Annotated in this window: 18 protein-coding genes and 1 pseudogene; 11 read left to right on the top strand and 8 right to left on the bottom strand. The window is 63.3% G+C overall.

The window, feature by feature from the left end; translation table 11 throughout:
• Nucleotides 1–207 precede the first annotated feature (207 nt).
• A complete protein-coding gene (locus NMG46_RS22420; RefSeq protein WP_254819706.1) occupies nt 208–1,602 on the top strand; it encodes a nodulation protein NfeD in 1,395 nt (464 codons plus the stop codon).
• On the top strand, nt 1,599–2,363 hold the full coding sequence (locus NMG46_RS22425) for a slipin family protein (RefSeq protein WP_254819707.1): 765 nt from the start codon (nt 1,599–1,601) through the stop codon (nt 2,361–2,363). Before NMG46_RS22420 ends, NMG46_RS22425 begins: the two co-directional genes overlap by 4 nt.
• A 169-nt stretch (nt 2,364–2,532) precedes the next feature.
• On the opposite strand, the gene NMG46_RS22430 is transcribed toward NMG46_RS22425, so the two are convergent.
• A complete protein-coding gene (locus tag NMG46_RS22430; protein WP_254819708.1) occupies nt 2,533–3,462 on the bottom strand; it encodes a LysR family transcriptional regulator in 930 nt (309 codons plus the stop codon).
• A 105-nt stretch (nt 3,463–3,567) separates the two neighbouring features.
• On the opposite strand from NMG46_RS22430, the gene NMG46_RS22435 reads away from it, so the two are divergent.
• Entirely contained in the window at nt 3,568–4,578 is a 1,011-nt protein-coding gene (locus tag NMG46_RS22435; protein ID WP_254819709.1) for an NAD(P)-dependent alcohol dehydrogenase, read from the top strand.
• Nucleotides 4,579–4,664: 86 nt separating this feature from the next.
• Here NMG46_RS22435 and NMG46_RS22440 read toward each other — a convergent pair whose 3' ends face one another.
• The 3 genes from NMG46_RS22440 to NMG46_RS22450 are packed head-to-tail and all read right to left on the bottom strand — an operon-like array spanning nt 4,665 to nt 8,448.
• Entirely contained in the window at nt 4,665–6,986 is a 2,322-nt protein-coding gene (locus tag NMG46_RS22440; protein ID WP_254819710.1) for a xanthine dehydrogenase family protein molybdopterin-binding subunit, read from the bottom strand.
• Nucleotides 6,983–7,966: a xanthine dehydrogenase family protein subunit M gene (locus NMG46_RS22445; protein ID WP_254819711.1), complete on the bottom strand. Its 984-nt coding sequence runs from the start codon at nt 7,964–7,966 to the stop codon at nt 6,983–6,985. The genes NMG46_RS22440 and NMG46_RS22445 overlap by 4 nt, the downstream gene beginning before the upstream one ends.
• Nucleotides 7,963–8,448, bottom strand: coding sequence for a (2Fe-2S)-binding protein (locus NMG46_RS22450; RefSeq protein WP_254819712.1), 486 nt, complete (start codon nt 8,446–8,448; stop codon nt 7,963–7,965). The genes NMG46_RS22445 and NMG46_RS22450 overlap by 4 nt, the downstream gene beginning before the upstream one ends.
• A gap of 705 nt (nt 8,449–9,153) precedes the next feature.
• Between NMG46_RS22450 and NMG46_RS22455 the strand changes: the two genes are divergently transcribed.
• Complete coding sequence (locus NMG46_RS22455; RefSeq protein WP_254819713.1) at nt 9,154–9,786, top strand: TetR/AcrR family transcriptional regulator; 633 nt, start codon at nt 9,154–9,156, stop codon at nt 9,784–9,786.
• Between the two features lie 18 nt (nt 9,787–9,804).
• Here the strand turns inward: NMG46_RS22455 and NMG46_RS22460 are convergent, their stop codons facing one another.
• On the bottom strand, nt 9,805–10,245 hold the full coding sequence (locus tag NMG46_RS22460; protein WP_254819714.1) for a hypothetical protein: 441 nt from the start codon (nt 10,243–10,245) through the stop codon (nt 9,805–9,807).
• Between the two features lie 265 nt (nt 10,246–10,510).
• On the opposite strand from NMG46_RS22460, the gene NMG46_RS22465 reads away from it, so the two are divergent.
• Complete coding sequence (locus NMG46_RS22465; protein ID WP_254819715.1) at nt 10,511–11,446, top strand: hypothetical protein; 936 nt, start codon at nt 10,511–10,513, stop codon at nt 11,444–11,446.
• Nucleotides 11,447–11,475: 29 nt separating this feature from the next.
• Here the strand turns inward: NMG46_RS22465 and NMG46_RS22470 are convergent, their stop codons facing one another.
• Nucleotides 11,476–13,038, bottom strand: a complete 1,563-nt coding sequence (locus NMG46_RS22470; protein ID WP_254819716.1) for a serine hydrolase — start codon at nt 13,036–13,038, stop codon at nt 11,476–11,478.
• Between the two features lie 132 nt (nt 13,039–13,170).
• Nucleotides 13,171–14,820: a hypothetical protein gene (locus NMG46_RS22475; protein WP_254819717.1), complete on the bottom strand. Its 1,650-nt coding sequence runs from the start codon at nt 14,818–14,820 to the stop codon at nt 13,171–13,173.
• A 240-nt stretch (nt 14,821–15,060) separates the two neighbouring features.
• Between NMG46_RS22475 and NMG46_RS22480 the strand changes: the two genes are divergently transcribed.
• The 6 genes from NMG46_RS22480 (at nt 15,061) to NMG46_RS22505 (ending at nt 20,821) form a co-directional block, all read left to right on the top strand.
• Nucleotides 15,061–15,801 carry an ATP-binding cassette domain-containing protein gene (locus tag NMG46_RS22480; RefSeq protein ID WP_254819718.1) on the top strand — a complete coding sequence of 247 codons (741 nt, stop codon included), beginning with the start codon at nt 15,061–15,063 and terminating at the stop codon, nt 15,799–15,801.
• Between the two features lie 55 nt (nt 15,802–15,856).
• Complete coding sequence (locus NMG46_RS22485; protein ID WP_254819719.1) at nt 15,857–16,918, top strand: ABC transporter permease; 1,062 nt, start codon at nt 15,857–15,859, stop codon at nt 16,916–16,918.
• A 53-nt stretch (nt 16,919–16,971) separates the two neighbouring features.
• Entirely contained in the window at nt 16,972–17,976 is a 1,005-nt protein-coding gene (locus NMG46_RS22490) for a sugar-binding protein (protein WP_254819720.1), read from the top strand.
• Nucleotides 17,977–18,024: 48 nt separating this feature from the next.
• Nucleotides 18,025–18,774, top strand: a complete 750-nt coding sequence (locus tag NMG46_RS22495) for a glucose 1-dehydrogenase (protein ID WP_254819721.1) — start codon at nt 18,025–18,027, stop codon at nt 18,772–18,774.
• A gap of 182 nt (nt 18,775–18,956) precedes the next feature.
• A complete protein-coding gene (locus NMG46_RS22500) occupies nt 18,957–19,868 on the top strand; it encodes a DUF930 domain-containing protein (RefSeq protein ID WP_254819722.1) in 912 nt (303 codons plus the stop codon).
• A gap of 152 nt (nt 19,869–20,020) precedes the next feature.
• A complete protein-coding gene (locus NMG46_RS22505) occupies nt 20,021–20,821 on the top strand; it encodes a class I SAM-dependent methyltransferase (RefSeq protein ID WP_254819731.1) in 801 nt (266 codons plus the stop codon).
• A 133-nt stretch (nt 20,822–20,954) separates the two neighbouring features.
• Here NMG46_RS22505 and NMG46_RS22510 read toward each other — a convergent pair.
• A pseudogene (locus tag NMG46_RS22510) lies at nt 20,955–21,072 on the bottom strand (IS630 family transposase); the annotation flags it as partial.

Raw genomic sequence — 21,072 nt, forward strand, 5'->3', positions numbered from 1 at the left:
CGGGTGCGGCGCCGACCTCGTCTATATGGTGCAACATGCCGTCGGGTCTGCACAGCCGCGAAACGTGCCGATTGGCGGAGCTTCTCGGCGTCGTAGCCGCCGCTGAGCAGGCCGACGCCCAGCAGGACCGTGCGATGCGTCACCCGCCGCGAAGCGTCATGGATTTCGGCAAAATCCAGCCCATATCCTAGGTGTGGAGCTTTGAGCGTGAAACTCGCGCGTGCGGTTTTGCTTGCCGCGGCTTTCGTGGCTGTTGCGGCCGTTTGCCCCTCTTCAGCAACCGGAGAGGCGAATGGCCGGGAGAAAATTGCGTTGCGCGTCGAGATCGACGGCGCCATCGGTCCGGCGAGTGCCAGGCAGCTCGAGGAAGCGCTGGCGGTGGCCGCGGACCGAAACGTCGAGGCTCTCATCCTGCAGATGGACACGCCCGGCGGGCTGGTCACCAGCATGCGCGAGATGATCGCCGGCATTCTCGCCTCGCCGGTTCCGGTCATCGGCTATGTCGCGCCCGCCGGCGGGCATGCGGCGAGCGCCGGAACTTACATCCTCTACGCCACCCATGTGGCGGCGATGGCGCCCGGCACCAATCTGGGCGCGGCAACGCCGATCGAGATGGGCGGGCCGCTGCCATCGTTCCCGGACGGCGGCAAGAACGATGGCCCCGAGGGGGACAAGGACAAGAAGAACGCACCCGCGGGCGATGCGATGATCGCCAAGGCGACGAACGATGCCGTTGCCCTGATCCGCAGCCTGGCTGAATTGCGCGGGCGCAATGCCGAATGGGGAGAAAAGGCCGTGCGCGAGGCGGCCAGCCTGTCGGCCGGCGCGGCGCTGCAGCAGCATGTCATCGACTTCGTCGCCCGCGACACCACCGAACTGCTTCAACTGGCCGACGGCCGGACCGTCGAGATCGCCGGCAAAAAAGAGGCATTGGCGACCAAAGGGCTGCCGGTCGAAACGCTCGAGCCAGGCTGGCTTATCAGGCTTCTCGCCGTCATCACGGACCCGAACATCGCCGTCATCCTGATGCTGGTCGGCGTCTACGGCCTCGTCTTCGAGTTCACGAGCCCGGGCGCGGTCGCGCCCGGCGTGATCGGCACGATTTGCCTGCTGCTCGGGCTCTATGCGCTCAATCTCCTGCCGATCAGTTATGCCGGCCTGGCCTTGATGCTGCTTGGCATCATCTTCCTGGTCGTCGAAGCCTTGAACCCGACTGTCGTCCTTGGGCTGGGAGGCGTGGCTGCGTTTCTGCTGGGTGCTGCCATGTTGCTCAGGATCGAGGGGCCCGGCTTCGAGATGTCGTGGGCCGTTATCGGCACCGCCGCCGTCCTGACGCTCGGCCTGGCACTGTTGACCGGCAGCTATCTGTGGGCGGTCCGCAAGAACGTTCCGCGTGTTGGGGCACAGGCCATGCAGGGTCTGCCGGCGGAGGTCCTCGACTGGCAGGGCAGCGAGGGCCACGTGCTCGCCCGGGGCGAGCGCTGGCGGGCAAAAGCCGACGAACCGCTTGCAGTGGGCGACAGCGTCGAGGTGGCCGATGTCAGAGATCTTGTGCTGACGATACGGCGCCGCAATGTGAGAAGCGATGGAGCAAGGCAATGATCATCGGTTATGTGGCCTATCTGGCAGCAGCGCTCGTCGTGGTCATGTTCCTATCCGCGGCCATTCGCATCCTGCGGGAATATGAGCGCGGCGTGGTCTTCACGCTCGGCCGCTTCACCGGGGTCAAGGGCCCCGGCCTTATCATCCTCATCCCCTTCGTGCAGCAGATGGTGAAGGTCGACCTGCGAGTGGTGGTCCAGGACGTGCCGCCGCAGGACGTGATCTCGCGCGACAACGTCTCGGTGAAGGTGAACGCGGTGCTGTATTTTCGTATCGTCGACGCTGAGCGGGCGGTGATCCAGGTCGAAGACTTCATGACCGCCACCAACCAGCTGGCACAGACCACGTTGCGCTCGGTGCTCGGCAAGCATGAGCTCGATGAAATGCTGGCCGAACGTGACAAGCTCAACAGCGACATCCAGGAGATCCTCGATCAGCGAACCGATGCCTGGGGCATCAAGGTCTCCGATGTCGAGATCAAGCATGTCGACCTCAACGAGAATATGGTCCGCGCCATCGCCAAGCAGGCCGAGGCCGAACGGCTGCGGCGTGCCAAAGTGATCAATGCCGACGGCGAACAGCAGGCGGCGGCAAAACTCGTCGAGGCCGGCAAGATGCTGGCCGAGACACCGCAGGCCATGCAGCTGCGCTATTTCGAGGCTCTCCATGACATCGCCGGTGAGCGCTCGTCGACGGTCGTGTTTCCGGTGCCGATGGATCTGCTCGGTCATTTCATCAAGCAGGGAGGCGGAGGCGGCTGAGCGCGTAATTTCCCCCTCGAGGGGGAGATGGCCGCGAAGCGGCCAGAGGGGGTCGTCTCACATAGATCGCCGACGCCTTCCTCACGAGAGACGGCGCTGACGCTCCACGCGCCGCGACCCTCTGTCGCCCTCGGCGACATCTCCTCCTTAAGGGGGTAGATCAGCACCCTCACCTCCGCCACGGCGGGACCGGCGCAAAGCGTTTGCTGATCCAGTCGGCGAAGGCACGTGTCTTGGCGGCTTGCCCCTTGGCCGAAGGCATGACGACATAGACGGCGCCCTCATCGGCAAGCGTCCAGTTCTCCAGCACTGGCACCAGCCGGCCGTCAGCGAGCTCGCGTCCGACCAGCCAATCCGTGCTCATCATCAGCCCGACGCCTTGCACGGCGGCTTCGACCAGCACCTCGGCATCATCGGTGACCAGCGGGCCGGAAACCTCGATACTGACGCGCCGGCCCGAACTGTCGGTCATCTCCCAGGCTGGAAAGGTCTGGAAGCCTGAGAAGCCGAGACAGCTGTGTTCCAGCAGCGCTTCAGGTTCGGTCGGCGTGCCCCGGCGGGCGAGGTAGGACGGTGCGGCGCACAGCAGCCGCCGCCGTGTCGCGACCTTGCGCGCCACCAGCCGCGAATCCTCCAGTGCGCCGAGACGCACGGCGACATCGAAATTCTCGGCGACGAGATCGACGAAGCGGTTGGAGAACTCGGCCTCGATACGAACGTCGGGAAATTCGGCGAGAAACTGCGGCAGCAGCGGGGCGATCCACATGCGCCCGAACGAGCCGGGCAGCGCCAGCCGCAGCACGCCGCGCGGCCCGCCGCCGGCATGCGCCGACGCGGCAGCCTCGGCTTCGTCGACCGCGGCCAGGATGGCGCGGACACGGACGAGAAATTCCGAACCCGCCTCGGTCAGCGACACGCTTCGCGTCGTCCGGTGCAGCAGGCGCACGCCCAACCGCTCTTCCAGCGAGGCAAGGCGCCGCGACAGGGTCGTCGCGTCGCGGCCGATGCGAGCCGCCGCCTTGGTGAAGGAGCGTGCTTCGGCGATTGCCGCGAAGGCGGCCATTTCGGCCAATGCTGCCGGTTCTTGCGATTGCTGCATCACGCGCAGAGCTCAAATGTAAAAGCCAAGGATTATATACCAATAGCGCAGCAGCTAGTTTCACTCAATCCCGGCCAGTCAATCGGCCATCAACCGGAGTGAGACATGAAAGTGATCGAACTGACTGCCCCGAGACTGGACGCGTTTCGCGCGGCCACCGTTCCCACGCCTGAACCGCAGCGCGGCGAAGTGCTGATTCACCTGCGCGCCGCAAGCCTCAATTTTGTCGATGTCGCGATAGCGAGCGGCAACTATCCAGGTCCGAGCTTTCCGCTCATTCCCGTCGTCGACGGCGCCGGCGAGATCGTCGGCATCGGCGAGGGCGTGTCGAGGGTCGCCATCAACGACCGCGTCATCGCCCACGCAAAACCGCGCTGGATCGGCGGCCGTCCCCGGCCTTACGAGACCAGAGAGATGCGCGGCCTGACGCTGCCCGGCTCGCTCGCCGAGTATGTCGCGCTGCCGGCCAATGCCGTCGTGCCGATGCCGGCGCATCTTTCCTTCGAAGCGGCAGCGACGCTGCCGATCGCCGGCACCACCGCGTGGAATGCGCTTCGCGCCGCCGATGCCGGGCCGGGGTCGGTCGTCGTCCTGCTCGGTACCGGCGGTGTCTCGATCCTGACCCTGCAGCTGGCCAAGGCAGCCGGCGCGACGGTCATCATCACCTCGTCGTCGGACGAAAAGCTGGCCCGCGCCAAGGCTTTGGGTGCTGATCACCTCATCAATTATCGTCAGACGCCGGACTGGGACGCCAAGGTGCTCGAGTTGACCGACGGCCTCGGCGCCGATCTGATCGTCGAAACCGGCGGCTCGGCCACCTTCGCCCGCTCCATCAATGCCGCGGCGCTTGGCGGCACGGTGTTCGCCATCGGCTTCGTCACCGGCGCCGAGGCCACCACGAACCTGCTGCCGATCATCATCAAGGCACTCAAGGTGGTGGGCAACAACACCGGTTCGGTGTCCGACCTGCGCGACGCGGCGCGCGCCATCGGCGCCGCCCATATCGATCCGGTCATCGACACGGTCTACAGCCAGCACCAGGCGACCGAGGCCTACGCCCATATGGCAGCTGGCGGCCGGCATTTCGGCAAGCTTGCGTTCAGCCTGTCGTGGTGAGCCTGGAGAAGGCGCCGTCGCTGAAGCTGCCGATCTCCCCCTCGTGGGTCTCTCGTGGGGGAGATTGGCAGCTTCGCTGTCTGCTCTTAAATCAGCTTCTCCAGCGTGATCGGCAGGTCCCGCACCCTTTTCCCGGTGGCGTGGAACACCGCGTTGGCGATCGCCGGCGCCACGCCAACAATGCCCAGTTCGCCGACCCCCTTGCCGCCAAGCACCGAGGAGTGCGGATCGGGAATACCGACCGAGATCACCTCGATATCGGGAATGTCGGCATTCGTGGCGATGAGATAGTCGGCGAGATTGTTGTTGACGATGCGCCCATACCGACGGTCGACGATGCCTTCCTCGAGCAGCGCCTGGCCGATGCCCATGATGATACCGCCCTTCCACTGGCTTTCGGCGAGCTTGGGGTTGTAGAGCCGGCCCGAATCCAGCGCCGACACCACACGCGACACACGAACCGTGCCAAAGTCCTCGTCGACGCGCACTTCGATGAAATGCGCGCACCAGCTGTAGCGGGAATAGTCGCCCTCGGTGTGTGGCAGCGCCATGGCTATGGTGGTGTAGTTCTTGTAGCGGTCCTCGACCGTCGAATTGGCCGGCATGGTGTCGCCCTTCGCCTCGATATGCTCGCGCCCGACGCTCCTGAGCAGTTCGGCGATGGAAACTTCAGGGCCGTTGCCGCGCGGTGAAGCGATGCGGCCATCGGCGACGACGAGCGTGTTGGCCTGCAGCGCATGGAACGGCGAAGCCGGATCGCTGATGGCGAGCCCGATCAGTTGGTCGAGCGCGGCACTCGCCGCCTTGTGGACGGCGCCGGTCATCACCCCAGCCAGCCGCGAACCGCCGGTGACGCCGGCACGGGCATAGCGGGAATCGCCAAGCTTGATGACGACGTTTTCCGCCGGCACGCCCACCACCTCGGCGGCGGTCTGCGCCAGGATCGTGTAGGTGCCCTGCCCCATGTCGATCGATGAGCTTTCGACCTCGACCGAACCGCCGGCGAGAATGCGCACGACCGCTTCGCCATAGGCGCGCCGCACCGGGTAGGTGCCTGCCGCGACACCCCAGCCGATCAGCTGGTTGCCGTCGCGCATCGAACGCGGCTCGGGGCTGCGCTTCGACCAGCCAAAGGCTTCGGCGCCGGCGGCGAACGCCTCACGCAGCTGCCGTGTCGACCACGGCTTCTTCGCATGCGGGTCCTGCTCGGCATAGTTCCTTAGCCGGATTTCCAGCGGATCGATACCGACCTCATAGGCGAGCTCGTCGATGGCGCTTTCGATGCCGAAAGCGCTCGGGTTCTCGCCCGGCGCGCGCAATGCCCCCGGCACCACCGTGTTGACCCGCACGACGTTCTGCCGCGACGAGAAATTCGGCGTCGCGTACATGACCGAGGTGACCGAGCCGAGCGGCTCGACCCACATGCCGTCGACAGAGGTCTCGTTGACGCCGCGATGCACGATCGACTGGATTTTGCCGTCGCGATCGGCGCCGAGCGCTACCGTCTGGCGCGTCGCCGCCCGTCCGCCATAGGCGGTGAAGGTCTGCGGCCTGGTGACCGCTAGCTTCACCGGTCGTCCCAGCATTTTCGCGGCGACTGCCGCTACAGCGCCGTAGCCATAGGCAAACGCCTTGGAGCCGAAGCCGCCGCCAATATAGGGCGAGACAAGGCGCACATTCTCGAACGGCACGCCAAACCATTCGGCATAGGTCCGCGCCATGCCGTCGACCCATTGACTCGGCTCCCAGACCGTCAGCTGGTCGCCCTGCCACTTTGCGATCAGGCCATGCGGCTCCATCGGCGCCTGGTATTCGCGCGGCGTGTTGTAAGCGTTGCAGATCCTGACCGGAGCCGAGGCGAACGCTGTCTCCGCCTCGCCCCATTCCTTGGTCATGGCGTCGACCGGAATGCCGTCGCCGGCCTTCGGATCGCTGAGGTCGACGATCGCCAGCGCCTCGTCATAGGCGATCTTGACCAGCGCCGCGGCCGCGACCGCCTGCTCGAAACTCTCGGCCACCACCGCCGCGACATGCTGGCCGCTGAAGGTGATGTCGCGCGCCAGCGGGCAATAGGCGACATCCGGCGGCGGTGTGCCCAGCCAGTCCGTTGCGGTTCTCAGCGGCAGGATATTGTCAGGCGTCAGCACCAGCAGCACGCCGGCCGACGCTTCGGCCGCGGCCGTGTCGATCGAACGCACCCGGCCGGCGGCAATGGTGCTCTCGACCAGCACCGCATGGGTAAGCCCCTCGAGCCGCTGCTCGACGGCGTATTTGGCGGCACCGGTGATCTTGGCCGGGCCGTCGACGCGCGACAGCCGGCCGCCGACCTGATCGGCGAGGACGGCACCGTCCGAAGCGTCGCCGCGTTTGGCATCGCCGGGTCTTGTTCTGAACTCGTGAACGGTCATGCCGTTTCTCCCATTTTTAGGATGGCGCGGGCGACGACGCGCGGCGCCAGTTGGATCTTGTAGTGGTTGGCGCCATGGTCGACGGCGCCCTCGACGGCGAGCAGGCTGGCTTGCCTGACGACCTCCGGCTCGAGCACTTTGCCTTTCAGCGCCTCTTCGACGGCGCGGGCGCGCCATGGCTTGGTGGCGACGCCGCCAAGCGCGACGCGAAGATCGCGGATCGTGCGGCCGTCTGCCTCGAATTCGACACCGACGGCGGCACTTGCGGCGGCAAATTCGTAGGATTGCCGGTCGCGGACTTTCAGATAGGTCGAGCGTCTGGCAGCAGGCGTGCCCGGAATGCTGATCGCGGTGATCACCTCGCCCGGTTGGATCGCATGTTCCCGCTCCGGCGTGGCTCCAGGCAACAGGAAAAAATCGTCGACCGCGGCCTGGCGGTCGCCGAGATGCACCTTCGCATCGAAGGCGACCAGTGCAACGGCGAGATCACCGGGATAGGTGGCGATGCAGGCCTCGCTGGTGCCGAGCACGGCATGGCTGCGGGTGACGCCGCCGATAGCCGAGCAGCCGCTGCCGGGCGAGCGCTTGTTGCAGACGGGGAAATTCGACGGATCGCGGAAATAGGGGCAGCGTGTACGCTGCATCAAATTGCCGCCGATCGTCGCCATATTGCGCAGCTGCGCCGATGCCGCCTGCCACAGCGCCTCTGAGACGGCAGGGAACCCGCTCTTGATACCGGCATGGTCGGCCACGGTGCTCATCCTGGCCAGCGCCCCGATCGTGGCGCCCCGGTCATCGATCACGATCGTGTCCAGTCCGGTGAGATGGGTGATGTCGACCACGGTCTCGGGTTCGGCAACGCCGCATTTGGCGAGATCGACAAGCGTCGTGCCGCCGGCGAGCAGCATGGCGCCGGGCAGTGCTGCTGCCTCACGCGCTGCGTCGACCGAGCCGGCACGGAGATACGAAAAGTCCCTCATGATGTGGCCTCCACGGCTGCCTGGCGCACAGCGGCGACGATATGCGGATATGCGCCGCAACGGCAGAGATTGCCGGCCATGTATTCGCGGATCTCCTCATCGGAGCCGGCATGGCCTTCGCGAATGCAGGCGACCGCCGACATGATCTGGCCCGGCGTGCAATAGCCGCACTGGAAGGCATCCTGTTCGAGGAAGGCGGCCTGCACGGCATGTAGCGCGCCATCCTCCCCGGCAAGCCCTTCGATGGTGGTGATGGCACGTCCTTCGGCCTGCGCGGCAAGAGTCAGGCAGGCCAGCACACGCTGGCCGTCGATATGGACCGTGCAGGCGCCGCACTGGCCCTGGTCGCAGCCCTTCTTGGTGCCGGTCAGGCCGAGATGATCGCGCAAGGCGTCGAGCAGGGTAACACGCGGCTCGGCCTCGAGCTCATGTCGATGTCCGTTGATTTGAAGTTGGATTGGAGTTGGGGTTTTGCTTGTCATGGGGCGTCTGGCTCCAATTGCTTGACGCGGGAGGGGATGATCTGGCGCCCGGCCGGCGAGCGGCAAAGTCAGCTTATGGCTAGGTGAGGCTAACCTCCCCTTGCGGGGAGATGCCCGGCAGGGCAGCGGGGGTCCGCTTGACTTGATGCGACCTCCGGGAGGGCCGCGGCTTGCGAGGTCGAAAGACGTGACATACCCGATCCCGTGATTACATGATAAAGGCGCTCCACAAATCGGAGGCGCCTCCGTTTATTAACTAGGAGCGTGCTCCGCGCTGTTCAAGCCCCGGATCGAAATTGATCGAGATTGGAGAAAATTGGGGGCGGGCAGCAGCCGCCATGCCAGAAGACAAAAAAGCACCACCGGCCCAAGCCGGTGGTGCTCTCTGGACTGTCTGTAGGGGCAGGACAGTCCAATGATCCTGAGGGGATCGCGCTCAACCTGGGCTCATTTTTGCCCCACGGCATCGGCCGAACAGATGAGGAGTGCGGGCCGTGAGGAAATATCCTCCGTCGTCATCCACCGGCCGTGCACCGGAGGCGGGCAAGATGCCTCGCCTGCCGGAACGCCGGCCCAAACTCGATCCTGTGATTATAGTTACTTGCGATTATATTTGTCGGAGACGTAACGAAGGTGGAACAGTCTGCGTTCTTGAAACGGGGCCTGCCTATCCGATTATGCTTCGGATCAGCACTGGAGAAGAAATTGGCCGCGGAACCGCCCGTCATACATCGAGACAAAACCGAAACCGCCGTTGCAAAACCGCTGCGCGCCGACGCGCAGCGCAATCGCGACGCGCTGGTCGAGGTCGCGGCAAAGGCCTTTGCCGCGCATGGCGTCGACGCCTCGCTGGAGGAGATTGCGCGCCAGGCCGGCGTCGGCATCGGCACGCTCTACCGGCATTTCCCAACCCGCGAGCATCTGGTCGAGGTGGTTTATCGGCGCGAAGTGGAAGGGCTGTGCCAGGCGGCCGACGAACTCGCCCACGATCATGCGCCCGACGTGGCGCTTGAACAATGGATGCAGCGCTTCGTCGACTACATCGCCACCAAGCGCGGGCTGTCAACAAGCCTGCGCATCCTGCTCACGACCAACTCCACCCTGTTCTCCGACGTTTCGGGCAGGGTGACGCTCGCCTTGCGGCGGCTGATCGATGCCGCGGTCGCCGACGGCTCGATCCGCAGCGACGTCGATGCCTCCGACGTGCTGCATGCGCTGGGCGGCATCTATTCGGCCCCGGACACCAAGGACTGGCGCGACCGCTCGCGCCGATTGGTGTCGCTGCTGATGGATGGGCTGCGGTTTGGAGCGGCCAAATCCGGCCCATCCAAGGAATAGCGAATGCAGTGACTGTCCTTATTTCAGCGAGATGCTCATACCGCTGAGATCGGCATTGACTTGCAGACCTACCTGCCTGCCTGTGAGTTCGAGTTGGGCACCCTTGTCGTTGGTCATGACGATCACCTGGGCTCCTTTGCCGAGCGCGCCGCCACCGCCCGCTGCGCCGTAAACCCCCGTCACATCCCGGGCGCGCCGTATGTGGCGCACGGTACCTTTGAAATAGGTCTTGGAGGCACCGAAGGCGAGGCCGCCCGAGATGCCGCCGACCGAGATGGGATACCGGCGGCCATGGAAGGTCAGTGTGCCCTCGCCTCCAGCGCCGCCGATGAAGAAGGCCGCCTTGTAGATGGCGAAGCGGATCGTACCGCTGTCGGCATGTGCGACACTGGTAAAGCTAACTGCCGCCGCGGTTATGAGGGCAACCGCGACTGAACGAAATCTGGACGAAATCTTCATGATGAGAACTCCTCAAGATCGCCGCATGCCCAGCCGGCCGGGCACGTCGGCGCCGTATCAAAGTCATAGCTGAACAGTCTCGCCCGTCATTGGTTCCAAGCACGCGGCCTGAATCCGCTGCGAGAAGACCGCTACGAAACGAGGCGGATGGCGAGCGTAGTCCTGGCTGTAAGAACAGTGGCAGAATGGTGGGGATGATCGTAGGTGTTGAGGTGGAAATGGTATTAGTCTGCGCTGTCTGGGGTTTCGGGGGCGCGGCAAGGGAATGGACTTCAACTCACGGCATGGCTACCTCCTGATCGGCGGCCTGATCCTGGTCGGTGCCGGGCTCCTGATCCTTTCGCTGATCGTCAATCTTCGCGTGGCGCACAGCGTACGTGACGACGTACGCCATCGTGAAAAACTGCTGGAATATTATCGCAACATCTTTTCGCAGCTGGGCGTGATCATGATCGGGATTGGCGTGTCCCTGTTCATCTTCTTTTTCCAGCAGAATTATCAGGACCAGCGCAAACGCGAAGCGGAGCTCCAGCAGGTTCTCGCCAAACTGGCGGCGCGTGTTGCCCGCGGCAGCGCTGTCGTGGAGGCCCTCGGCGAATTCGACGCGCTGCTGGATGATGGTGGTGCTTATGTCAGTCCGGAACACGGCGGTGACAACGCCGCTGTCAGCGCCCACGGAACGGCGCTCGCCAAGCAGGTTTCCCAGATCCTTCTGGTCGAGCGCGACGTCGATGTTCAGGGGTTCGATATCCTGAATCTGTCGCGCGATTTCGAAGCATCGTTCGTCGTCAACGAGCTCAACCCAACGCTATGGTTCAACATCGTCCGGGACGAGAGCGACATCAAATATGCCACCACCCAGATCGCCCTTGATTACAAGGACCTGCAGGATGCGATCGGCGGCGAACCTATCGAGGTTGCGATCGCCAATCCCGAAAAGGAGCGGAAGATCAAGCAGGAGGTGCTCGACGTGTTTTATGATGCCGACCTCCTGCGCCAGCGCAGCAGGCGGTTTCTCGGCCGCGCGTGCTGGCTTTTCAGCAAGGGGCGCGACTTCGTCAAGCTTGCACCGGCCAATGAGATCGAAGCCGATGCCAAGTCGCACCAGGAATGGATCGATCGGTCGAAAGGCTTCCTGACGCAGTTGAAGTCGGGCAGCGGCGATTGCTTCAAATTGCTCCAGTTCGGCCCGGCATCCTGAACCGGCAAGCATCGCCGGCCCCGCGGCGGCTAATCCCCCACGCGTTGCAGCGTGCCGAGATGATTGTCGTCGAGAAATTCGACGGTCATGGCCGAGGCCTTGCCGTCGGGGCCGAGGGCAAAGCTGACGGCCGAAGGCCTGTCCGGCATCTCGGCATCGGGGAAGGTCACGAAGAGGTCGCGGTTGAAATGCTTCAGTGGATAGGACCGCGCACCGGCAGGCCCGACCTTGAGGACAAGAGCGTCTCCTTTGCCTGACACAATAGCATCGCCGATGAAGTCGTTGAAGTAACGGCCCGCGTAGGCGCTGGCCGGCGCCGCCGGACTTGCTGGAGAGGGCGGCGCGGCATAGGTAGCCTTGGCCGCCGCAATCACCGGGCCGAACATGCCTGCATAGATATCATTCCAAGCCTTTACCTTATCCTTTCCCAGCGTTCCGTCGAAGACGAGATCGGCGAAGCTGTCGGACAGTCCCTCCGGCACGCCTGTCGGAAAGGCGTTGGCGATGACGACGATCCCAAGCTTCTCCTCGGGAAAAAGCATCACCAGACTGCGGGCGCCGGCGCTGAAGGCGCCCGCATGGCCCCAGATCGGCCCGTGCCGGCCGAATTCGACATTCCAGCCGAGGCCGTAAAAGGCCTCGCCTCCGGAGACGGGGTTCTTGCCACGAACCATCAAGGGAATATGTGTCTGGTCCAGCGCATCGGCGGCAATGAGTCTCTTGCCGGCGTAGGCCCCGTTGCCGAGCACAAGGCGCATCCATTGCGAGAGGTCGCGTGCGGTGGAACTGACGCCGCCTGCTGGCGCCTGCGCATCCGGATAGCGCTGGACCTTGGCGGTCCACGCACCATCGATTTTGGCGTGGAGCTCGGCGCGGTTGGCGTGCTTGATGAAGTCCGAATGGCGGGAACTGGTCGAGGCCATTCCAAGCGGACGGTAGAGCTTCTCTTCGGCGACCTCTTCCCATGATTTGCCTGTCGGCTTCGCGGCCGCGACGGCACCCTCGGTCAGTCCGAAATTGCTGTAGGAATAGCCCGCACGGAAGCTCGATGACGGCGACACGAACCGCAGGCGGCGCAGGATCTCCGCGCGGTCATAGCCGATGTCCTCGAGGTCATCGCCGGCGGTGCCGGGAAGCCCGCTGCGGTGCGCAAACAGGTCGCGGACCGTGAGTTCGCTGGTCGGATAGGGCTGAGCGAGCCGGAAAGCCGGATCGAGGTCGGCGATCTTGGAATCCCACGAAGCGATCCCGTCGCTGACCAGCGCCGCCACGACGGTGGCGGAGACCGGCTTGGAGAGCGAGGCAATCTGGAAGACCGTGTCGGCATCGACGATCTCGGGTTTTCCGGCTTCGCGATGCCCGAACCCCTTGAGGAAGATCACCTCGTCGCCGTGCACGACGCCGATGGCCAGACCGGGCACGCTACCATCCGCGACGACGCCTTCGGCAAGCAATTCGAGCTTCGACAGAGCGGCGGCGATCCTGTCGGGTGGGATGGTATCGGCCGACGCCGCCTTCGGCAAAAGCACCATGATTGCGATGAAGGCCAACATCCTCCACCGGAGGTGATTCCGGTTTGTGAACAGCCGCATGCTCAGCCCCTCCGCTTCACCGGCGTGCACTATTGCAGGCCGACGCAGGGAAGGCCAGCCTCACCCTCGACCCGCCATCCATTGACGGACGTCCGCATCACACCAGTCGAAATTCAGACAGCCGCGCCTGAGCTAGGATGCAGCGCGCAGGCGGAGGCGCCGCCTGCCGGCGCGGGCCTTCTCCGCCACCGCGGCGGTGATCTCGACCACGCCGTCTTCACGCGGTCTGGCGTTGGTGACCTTGTGGAGCCGCTCATAGGGCAACAGTTCCTTGACCCGGGCTTGAAGCGACGCGACTTCGGCTCGCAGATCCTCGCATTCCTGCCTCTGGACGTCGAACTGTATCTGTTCGGATGCCTGTTGCAGAGAAAGCTGCGAAAAATTCGCGCTGATTGCGGAAAGGTTCATCTTGTCGTTTTCGCTCTCTTTCATGAGAGACGACAATTTTTGCTCGACAATTTGCTTTTCGGCCACCGCGTCGCTCGCCTGGGCCTTGAGCATGGCGATCTCGCTGGCGGCTTCGCTGTTCTGGTTGGAGGCGGCCTCCAGCCGCGATCGAAGGTCCTCGATTTCAGAACGCAGGCCGGTCATCTCCGCGACACTGCGTGCAAGCTCGGCTTCCCTGTCACCGTCCCTGAGGCGGGCTGCTTCCGTTATTTCCGATAGCTTCGCCTGCGCCATATCGAGCGATTTCTGCAGCCGCATCTCCTCTTTCTCGCTCTTGCCAAGCGCGGCCAGCAGTTCCGAAAGCTGCGCGGCATCATTGGCATGGACAGTCGAGAGTTCGTCCAGCCTGTGCCGGGCCTCGGCCTCCCGTTTCAGCGCCTTGTCGAGGTCGATCGACAGGCTGACATGTTTCTCCCGCAGCATTTCGTTCTCGCGCGAGCGTCTGTTGGCCTCGACGGCTCTGGCTGAGAGTGTTTTGACAAGCTCGCCGAACTCGGCCTCGCGTTTTGCGCTCGCATTGCCTGCCACGACGAGTTCCAGCCTTGCCGCAGCCAGCGCGCCGCGAAGTGCTTCCTTGTCCTCGACCAGGCTCGCCTCGTGCTGCTGCAGGGCCTCGATAGCGCTGTCGCGCTCGCGCTGCTTTCTGGTTGCATCGTGGAGCTGTTCGGACAGCACCCTTTGCTGCGCGGTCAGGCCGGTATTTGCCAGCTCCAATTCGTTGGCGCGAAGAATGTCGCCGTGGAGCAGTTTTAGAAATTCGCCCGTCAGATGATGCGAGGTCGCGATCTCCGACAGTTTCGCATTGATCTCCCCCAGATACTCCTGCGCGTCGTGAAAGAGCCCATCGACCGCGCTTAAGGCAGCCAGCCGGGTTTGCGTATGGGGAGACAGCCGTCGTGCCGTCTCGAAGGCGTCCGCATTGGCGTCGATCTGCGAGCTGTCATCCGTTGCCCCGAGATTCTCATCCGATACCGTCTCATCATCCGGCACAGTGACGTCGTTCAGCGGCGGCTGATCGTCCACGTTGAGACATTCGCTAAACGCATCCGCCAAATCGGTTTCGAGCTCCTTGAACGCTCTCTCCACAGTCTCGGCACGCTTGATCAAACCTTTGAAATTCATGACCGAATATCCCTCTCGTGCAGCGCCGTTAAGGAGCGGACTTTCAACACTTGACCTCGCCTCCCCGAATAAGGGGTTCATCTCCTGACGTGCGCTCTGGCCGACGCAGGCTAGGGACAGGCTTGGCCACTGTCCTCGTGTGTTTGAATGACGTAAAGCCGTGTTCTGCGGCGCTCCATACCCGAGGCGTTGGCACCGCTCGCAAAATGCCACTCATTTCACCCGAAACGAATATCAAGCGGCGCAAGCCTGAGAATCGCCTGGTGATTGTCTTAAGGACCGGCCGAGCGCCTCGGTGTTCTGCAGCAGCTACAAGGTCACGGCCTAGGACGACGCGTGTCACTGCCGGGAGGCCTGACCTAATAAATGATTGTGTTGAATACGTTTCGCTGATTAGCTGCTGTGAATAGACCAGGGACAAGGCCGACAAAATGTTGTCCCGGGAGGACCGCGATGCCGGTGCTTGAGGTTCGCCACGTCTCCAAGAATTTCGGGGCTATACAGGCCCTGACCGACGTCAGCTTCCAGGTGGAGCGAGGCGAAGTCGTTGGTCTCATGGGGGATAACGGCGCCGGCAAGTCGACGATAGTCAAGACGGTGGCCGGGAATTTTCCTCCGAGCGACGGCGAAATCGTAGTCGAGGGCGAGGTGTGCCACTTCCACCAGCCTGTACAGGCCCGCGCCAAAGGGATCGAAGTTGTTTATCAGGACCTGGCGCTCGCCGATAACTTGACGGCCGCGCAGAACGTCTTTCTGGGGCGCGAGATCAAGAAAGGCTTCTGGCCGATCAGGATTCTTGACAAGCAGGCGATGATCGATCGCTCGGCAGCGCTGTTCAAGGAACTCAAATCGGAAACCCGGCCGCGCGACCTCGTCAGGAAGATGTCGGGTGGGCAGCGCCAGGCGGTCGCCATCGCGCGGACCCGGCTTTCAAATGCCAAGCTGGTGCTGATGGACGAACCAACGGCCGCCATCTCAGTGCGCCAGGTGGCGGAAGTACTCGAACTGATCCGACGCCTCAAAGCACAAGGAGTCGGCGTCATGCTGATCAGTCACCGAATGCCTGATGTGTTCGCCGTGGCAGATCGTATTATCGTACTCAGGCGGGGCTCGAAAGTTGCCGACAAGCCAGCCGACAAAACATCGCCCGAGGAAATCACTGGACTGATAACGGGGGCCATCCGTGGCGAATAGCGTTCAGGAGTCAGTTGGCGTTCAGGGCTCAGTCGAAGAACATGGCCGGCCGGTCATGTCGGACTTCGTTCCGACCAAGGAAAAAACAGTTCTCCAACGTGTGATTTCAAGTCAGCCCTTCTGGGTGACGATCGCGCTCATCGCGCTCGTCATGTTGATGACTGCGATGGAGCCGAGCTTCGGCACCTCTGAAAACGTCGCCAATGTGACGCGCAATTTCGCACCTTTCGGCATCATGGCACTTGGCATGACGATCGTCATCATCACCGGCGGTATAGATCTGTCGGTCGGCTCCGTCATGGGTCTCGTGGTCATCGTCGCCGGCCTGTTCCTCACCTGGCATTATCCCTGGTACGTCGCCTTCGCCATGGGCCTTTTCTCCGGTCTGGCGTGTGGCGCGGTCAATGGATTCTTTGTCGCCTATGTCGGGATGCCGTCCTTTGTGGTCACCCTCGGCATGCTGTCCGTCGCGCGCTCGCTGGCGGTCGTATTCTCGGCCAACCAGATGCTCTACCAGTTCGGGCCCGATGCCCCGATCGTAAAGGCAATCGGTCAGTGGAAATGGCCGCGGCATGGTCTGGACGACTGGGCACCGCATTGGATACCAGAACTGTCGTCACAATTCTGGACCATGGTGATCCTGGCCCTGATTGTCGGCTTCGTGTTTAACTTCACTGCCTGGGCCCGGCATCTCTTCGCCATCGGCGGCAATGAGGAGGCGGCACGGCTCACCGGCGTTCCGGTCAACTGGATCAAATTCCAGGCCTATGTCTTCTCGGCTTTCACCGCCGCGCTCGCCTCGCTCCTGCTCCTCGGCTATAACGGCTCGGCTATCAATGCCATGGGCCAAGGCTATGAGCTGCGCGTTATCGCCGCGACAGTCATTGGCGGCGCCAGCCTCATGGGCGGCGCCGGCACGGCCTTCGGTGCGATCATCGGTTCCGCCTTCCTCGAGGTGATCAGGAACGCGCTGCTGATGGCCGGCATCGATTCAAACTGGCAGGGTGCCTTCGTCGGCGCCTTCATCGTTCTTGCGGTTCTCTTGGGCATGCAAACCGGCGGCAAATCGATTCTCGCCGCGTCGCTGGCAGTCTTGATGCCCAAAAAACGCCGCTAGAAACCCGCCGGCGGGAGGCTTGCGGGACATCACACCAAGGAGGAGAACGTCACATGAAAAAACATCTGCTCACGGCCGCCGTCGCGCTTGGCGCAATGGTGCTCGCCGTTTCCGGCGCCCAGGCGAAATACACCTTCGCCCTGGTGCCGAAGAACATGAACAATCCTTTCTTCGACCAGGCACGCGACGGCTGCAAGAAGGCCGAGGCCGAATCCAATGGCGCTGTGGAGTGCATGTATATTGGTCCCGGCGAACATGGCGGCGGCGACGAGCAGGTGCAGATCGTGCAGGACCTCGTGGCCAAGAAGGTGGACGGCATCGCCGTGTCGCCTTCGAACGCCGCGGCGATGGCGGTTGCGCTGCAGGCCGCCAAGGAGGCCGGTATCCCGGTTCTCACCTGGGACTCCGATCTCCTGCCCGAAAACAAGGATCTGCGCGTTGCCTACATCGGCACCCACAATTACGAGATCGGCGTGAACCTCGCCAAGCTTGTCATGCAGATCAAGCCCAAAGGCGGCACGATCTGCATCCAGTCCGGCGGCGCCGCGGCGGCCAACCACAACGAGCGTATGCAGGGCATTCGCGATACGCTTTCGGGCACCAAATCGGCGGCCTCGCCCGGAGATCGGCTGACAGGCCAGAACGGCTGGACCGAAATTGAAGGCTGTCCGCTCTACACCAACGATGATTTCCCGCTTTCGGTGCAACAGTTCGAGGATATCATGGCGAAAAACCCGAACCTCGACGCGTTTGTCCCAACCGGTGGCTTCCCGCAGTTCATCCCTGATGCCAACCGCGCCGCCGTCGCACCGTACAAGGACAAGATCGCCTCGAAGGCCCTGGCCCTTGTCGTCGCCGACACGCTTCCGGTACAGATCGACCAGATGAAGGAAGGTTTCTCGCTTGGCCAGGTCGGCCAGCGGCCGTTCGAGATGGGCTACAAGACGATGATGGCGCTGAAGGACATGAAGGACGGCAAGGCTCCGCCGGCCGACCCGACCTACACGGGCCTCGATGTCTGCACTCCGGAGACAGCCGACACCTGCGTCGCCAAATAGTGCTTTTGGGCGGGAGGAAACTCCCGCCCTTTTCCATAGGGGATCTCAATGCCGGAATTGTTCTCGCTCAAGGGCCGTGTCGCATTGGTCACGGGTGCCTCGCGTGGTCTTGGTTTTGCCATGGCCAAGGCACTTGCGGAAAACGGCGCGACGGTGGTCGTCAATGCCCGCGACGTGGCCGCCCTTTCCGCCGCGGCGGACAGGATAGGTGCAGAAGCCCTGCCGTTCGATGTCACCGACGCGGCGATCTCAAGGGCGTCGCTCGAAGGAATCGTCGAACGCCACGGGCGCCTCGACATTCTGGTCAACAACGCCGGCATCCAGCATCGTAAACCGCTGGTCGAATGGCAGGACGAGGATTTCAACCACGTGGTTGCCGTCAATCTGTCGGCTTGCTTCCGCATGATGCGCGACGCGGTGCGCCTGATGCTGCCAAACAAGTTCGGGCGCATAATAAACACCGGATCGGTCGCAGCGATCCTTGGCCGTCCCACCATTCACGCCTATGTGGCGGCAAAGGCGGGGCTGCACGGGCTGACACGCTCAACTGCCGCTGAGCTGGGCCGCCACGGCATCACCGTCAACGCGATCGCCCCAGGCTATTTCGCCACCGAGCTCAACACCGCACTTATGCACGACGAGGCCTTCACCAAATGGGTCGAGGCACGAACCCCCGCGGGCCGCTGGGCCCAGCCTGAGGAACTCGGCGGAGCCGTGGTGTTTCTCGCCTCCGACGCTGCCGCTTACGTCAACGGGCACGTGCTGGCCGTTGACGGCGGGCTATCGGTTTCCCTGTGATTTCAACCGGCGACACCGTGCCGGCAGGGCGTGCCTGATAGCGCCTGAAATGACGACTTGCTGCATGCGCTGCTGGCCTGGTCCCCTGCGCGGACGCAGACGCCACACGATTGGATGGCGCGCCGCATTGCAGCCGCCGACTTTCGATTCGCAACGGGTTATTTCGACGTCTGGCGGCATCGATGCTTGATGCCGCCAATATTTCATTCCACACACCGGCCACGATGAGAAACGACATACGGGATCAGCGCCGGGTATTCGGGTGGGCCTTGCCCACTTCGATTGCCCTGCATCTGCTCATCGTCGCGTTTTTGTTGTTCGGACTGCCGGCAACGCTCTCGCAGCCAGGGAAGGAGCAGGCCATTGCGGTGGATATCGTGCCGCCGCCCAAACCGCCGGAAAAAACCAAACCTCCGTCCCCCGCTGAACCGCCCAAGCCGGAAAAGCCGCCGGAAGCAAAGGTCGAGACCCCGGCGAGCCGTGAGGTCGCCGCGCAGAGACCTGTCTTCCAATTCGGTGAGAAGGACGCCGGTCCGCGCAAGTCTCTGGACGGCAACAGTGCGGAGGATGGTTCGGAACAACCGCCAGCGCCGCAAGATCCCAATAACCAGGATCTTGCACAGCCACCTGCCGTGACTGCGGTCGACGGGAACGACCAGGCTCCGCCGCCTGGCGCATCACAGCCGCCGAAGCCCAAGCCAGCGGATGTCGCCAAAGTGCAAAAGCCGTTGAAGCTTGAAAAAGCGAAAAGATTGTTCTCGCAAACGGCAACCGGTGATCCGGTAGCGACAACCGCCATGAAAAATGTGCCGCGCCCCGTGCGGATCGGTCAGCTCTGCAACACGGAACTCGCACAGCAATTGGTGCACGCGTCGCCCCCCTATTTCCCAGACAGCTTGCTTGAGTATCGGCTGAAGGCCGGCACGGTCATGAACGTCGCCAGTGCGCCGTTCCCCGCAAACGGGCAGTGGTACGATCTGAGCTTTCGTTGTGAGGTCGATCCGGACGCAACGAAAGTCGTGTCGTTCGCCTTCCGTGTTGGAAATCCGGTGCCGCGCAGTGAATGGAAGCGCCGCGGGTTGCCCGCCAATTAGGTGGTCAAGGCCACGGAGGCTGGCTGTCCGGCGCCATCAAATCCGGCTGGCGATGTCTTCGCGCGGCCCGGGTGACCGAACCAACACGCCCCAAAAATGGCTTTCGTCAGTGGCCGCCGAAGTCTAGCATACGGCTTTGGGAGGAGGGTTCGATGACTTCAAGTTTCAATGTTCACCATGCTGCCGGCTATGAGCAGCTCATGGGCCGCTGGAGCCAAAGGCTCGCGCCGCTGTTCATCGACTTTGCGGGCCTTAAAGACGGCGAAAAGATCCTCGACGTCGGTTGCGGCACCGGCAGCCTGACCTTCGCGCTCGTCAAGGCCGCTGACCTCCGTGAGGTCGCCGCGATCGACTTTTCAGCCGTTTTTGTCGAGGAGGCAATCCGGCGCAACTCCGATCCGCGGATAAAAATCCGTCAGGCGGATGCCTGCGCCCTGCCCTTTGAGGACGGCGCGTTCGACCGTGCCCTGGCCTTGCTCGTGCTCCATTTCGTGCCCGAAGCCGGCAAGGCAGTCGCCGAGATGCGCCGCGTCGTGCGGCCGGGCGGCGTGGTCGCGGCGACGGTATGGGACCATCTCGGCGGCATGCCGGGGATGCGCATGATGATCGACACGGTGGCGGTGCTCAGCGAAGGCGGACGTCAGCTGCGCGCCCGCTATTGCACGCAGCCGATGATGCAGCCGGGTGAAATGAAACGGACCTTTGTCGAGCAGGGTCTCCGCGACGTTACAGAGACCGAGCTGATGATCCGCATGGACTATCAAAACTTCGACGATTACTGGGCGCCGATAGCCGCCGGCGAAGGGCCGCTCGGCAAGTATGTGGCCACGCTCGATCCAGAAGAGCGGGCGCGCGTCGACGCCGCCATGCGCGACGCCTACGAGGCCGGCCGGCCCGACGGCCCGAGATCCTTTGCGAATGTCGCATGGGCCTGCCGCGGCATCGTTGCCTGACCGGTCCGGCAGCCGGGATGCATTCATCGCATAGGAAGCATCGCTCTCCTCGCGCCGGCTTGTCCCGCTGTTGACGGGACGGCCTGCGCTTCGGCGCCGCCAGATCCGCCAAGGGTGGCTGCGTTAGAGTCTTTCACGTTTTGACGGAAGCGTAGCCGGCGTTTGCGAAGTAGTTGTTGCATTCGGTTGCCTCGATCGTTTCAACGAGGTGGCCGATGTGGCGCCAAGTGTCCTCGGCGGTACGCTTCTGC

The organism is Mesorhizobium sp. LMG 17147 (genome assembly GCF_024297145.1).
Taxonomy (GTDB): Bacteria; Pseudomonadota; Alphaproteobacteria; order Rhizobiales; family Rhizobiaceae; genus Mesorhizobium.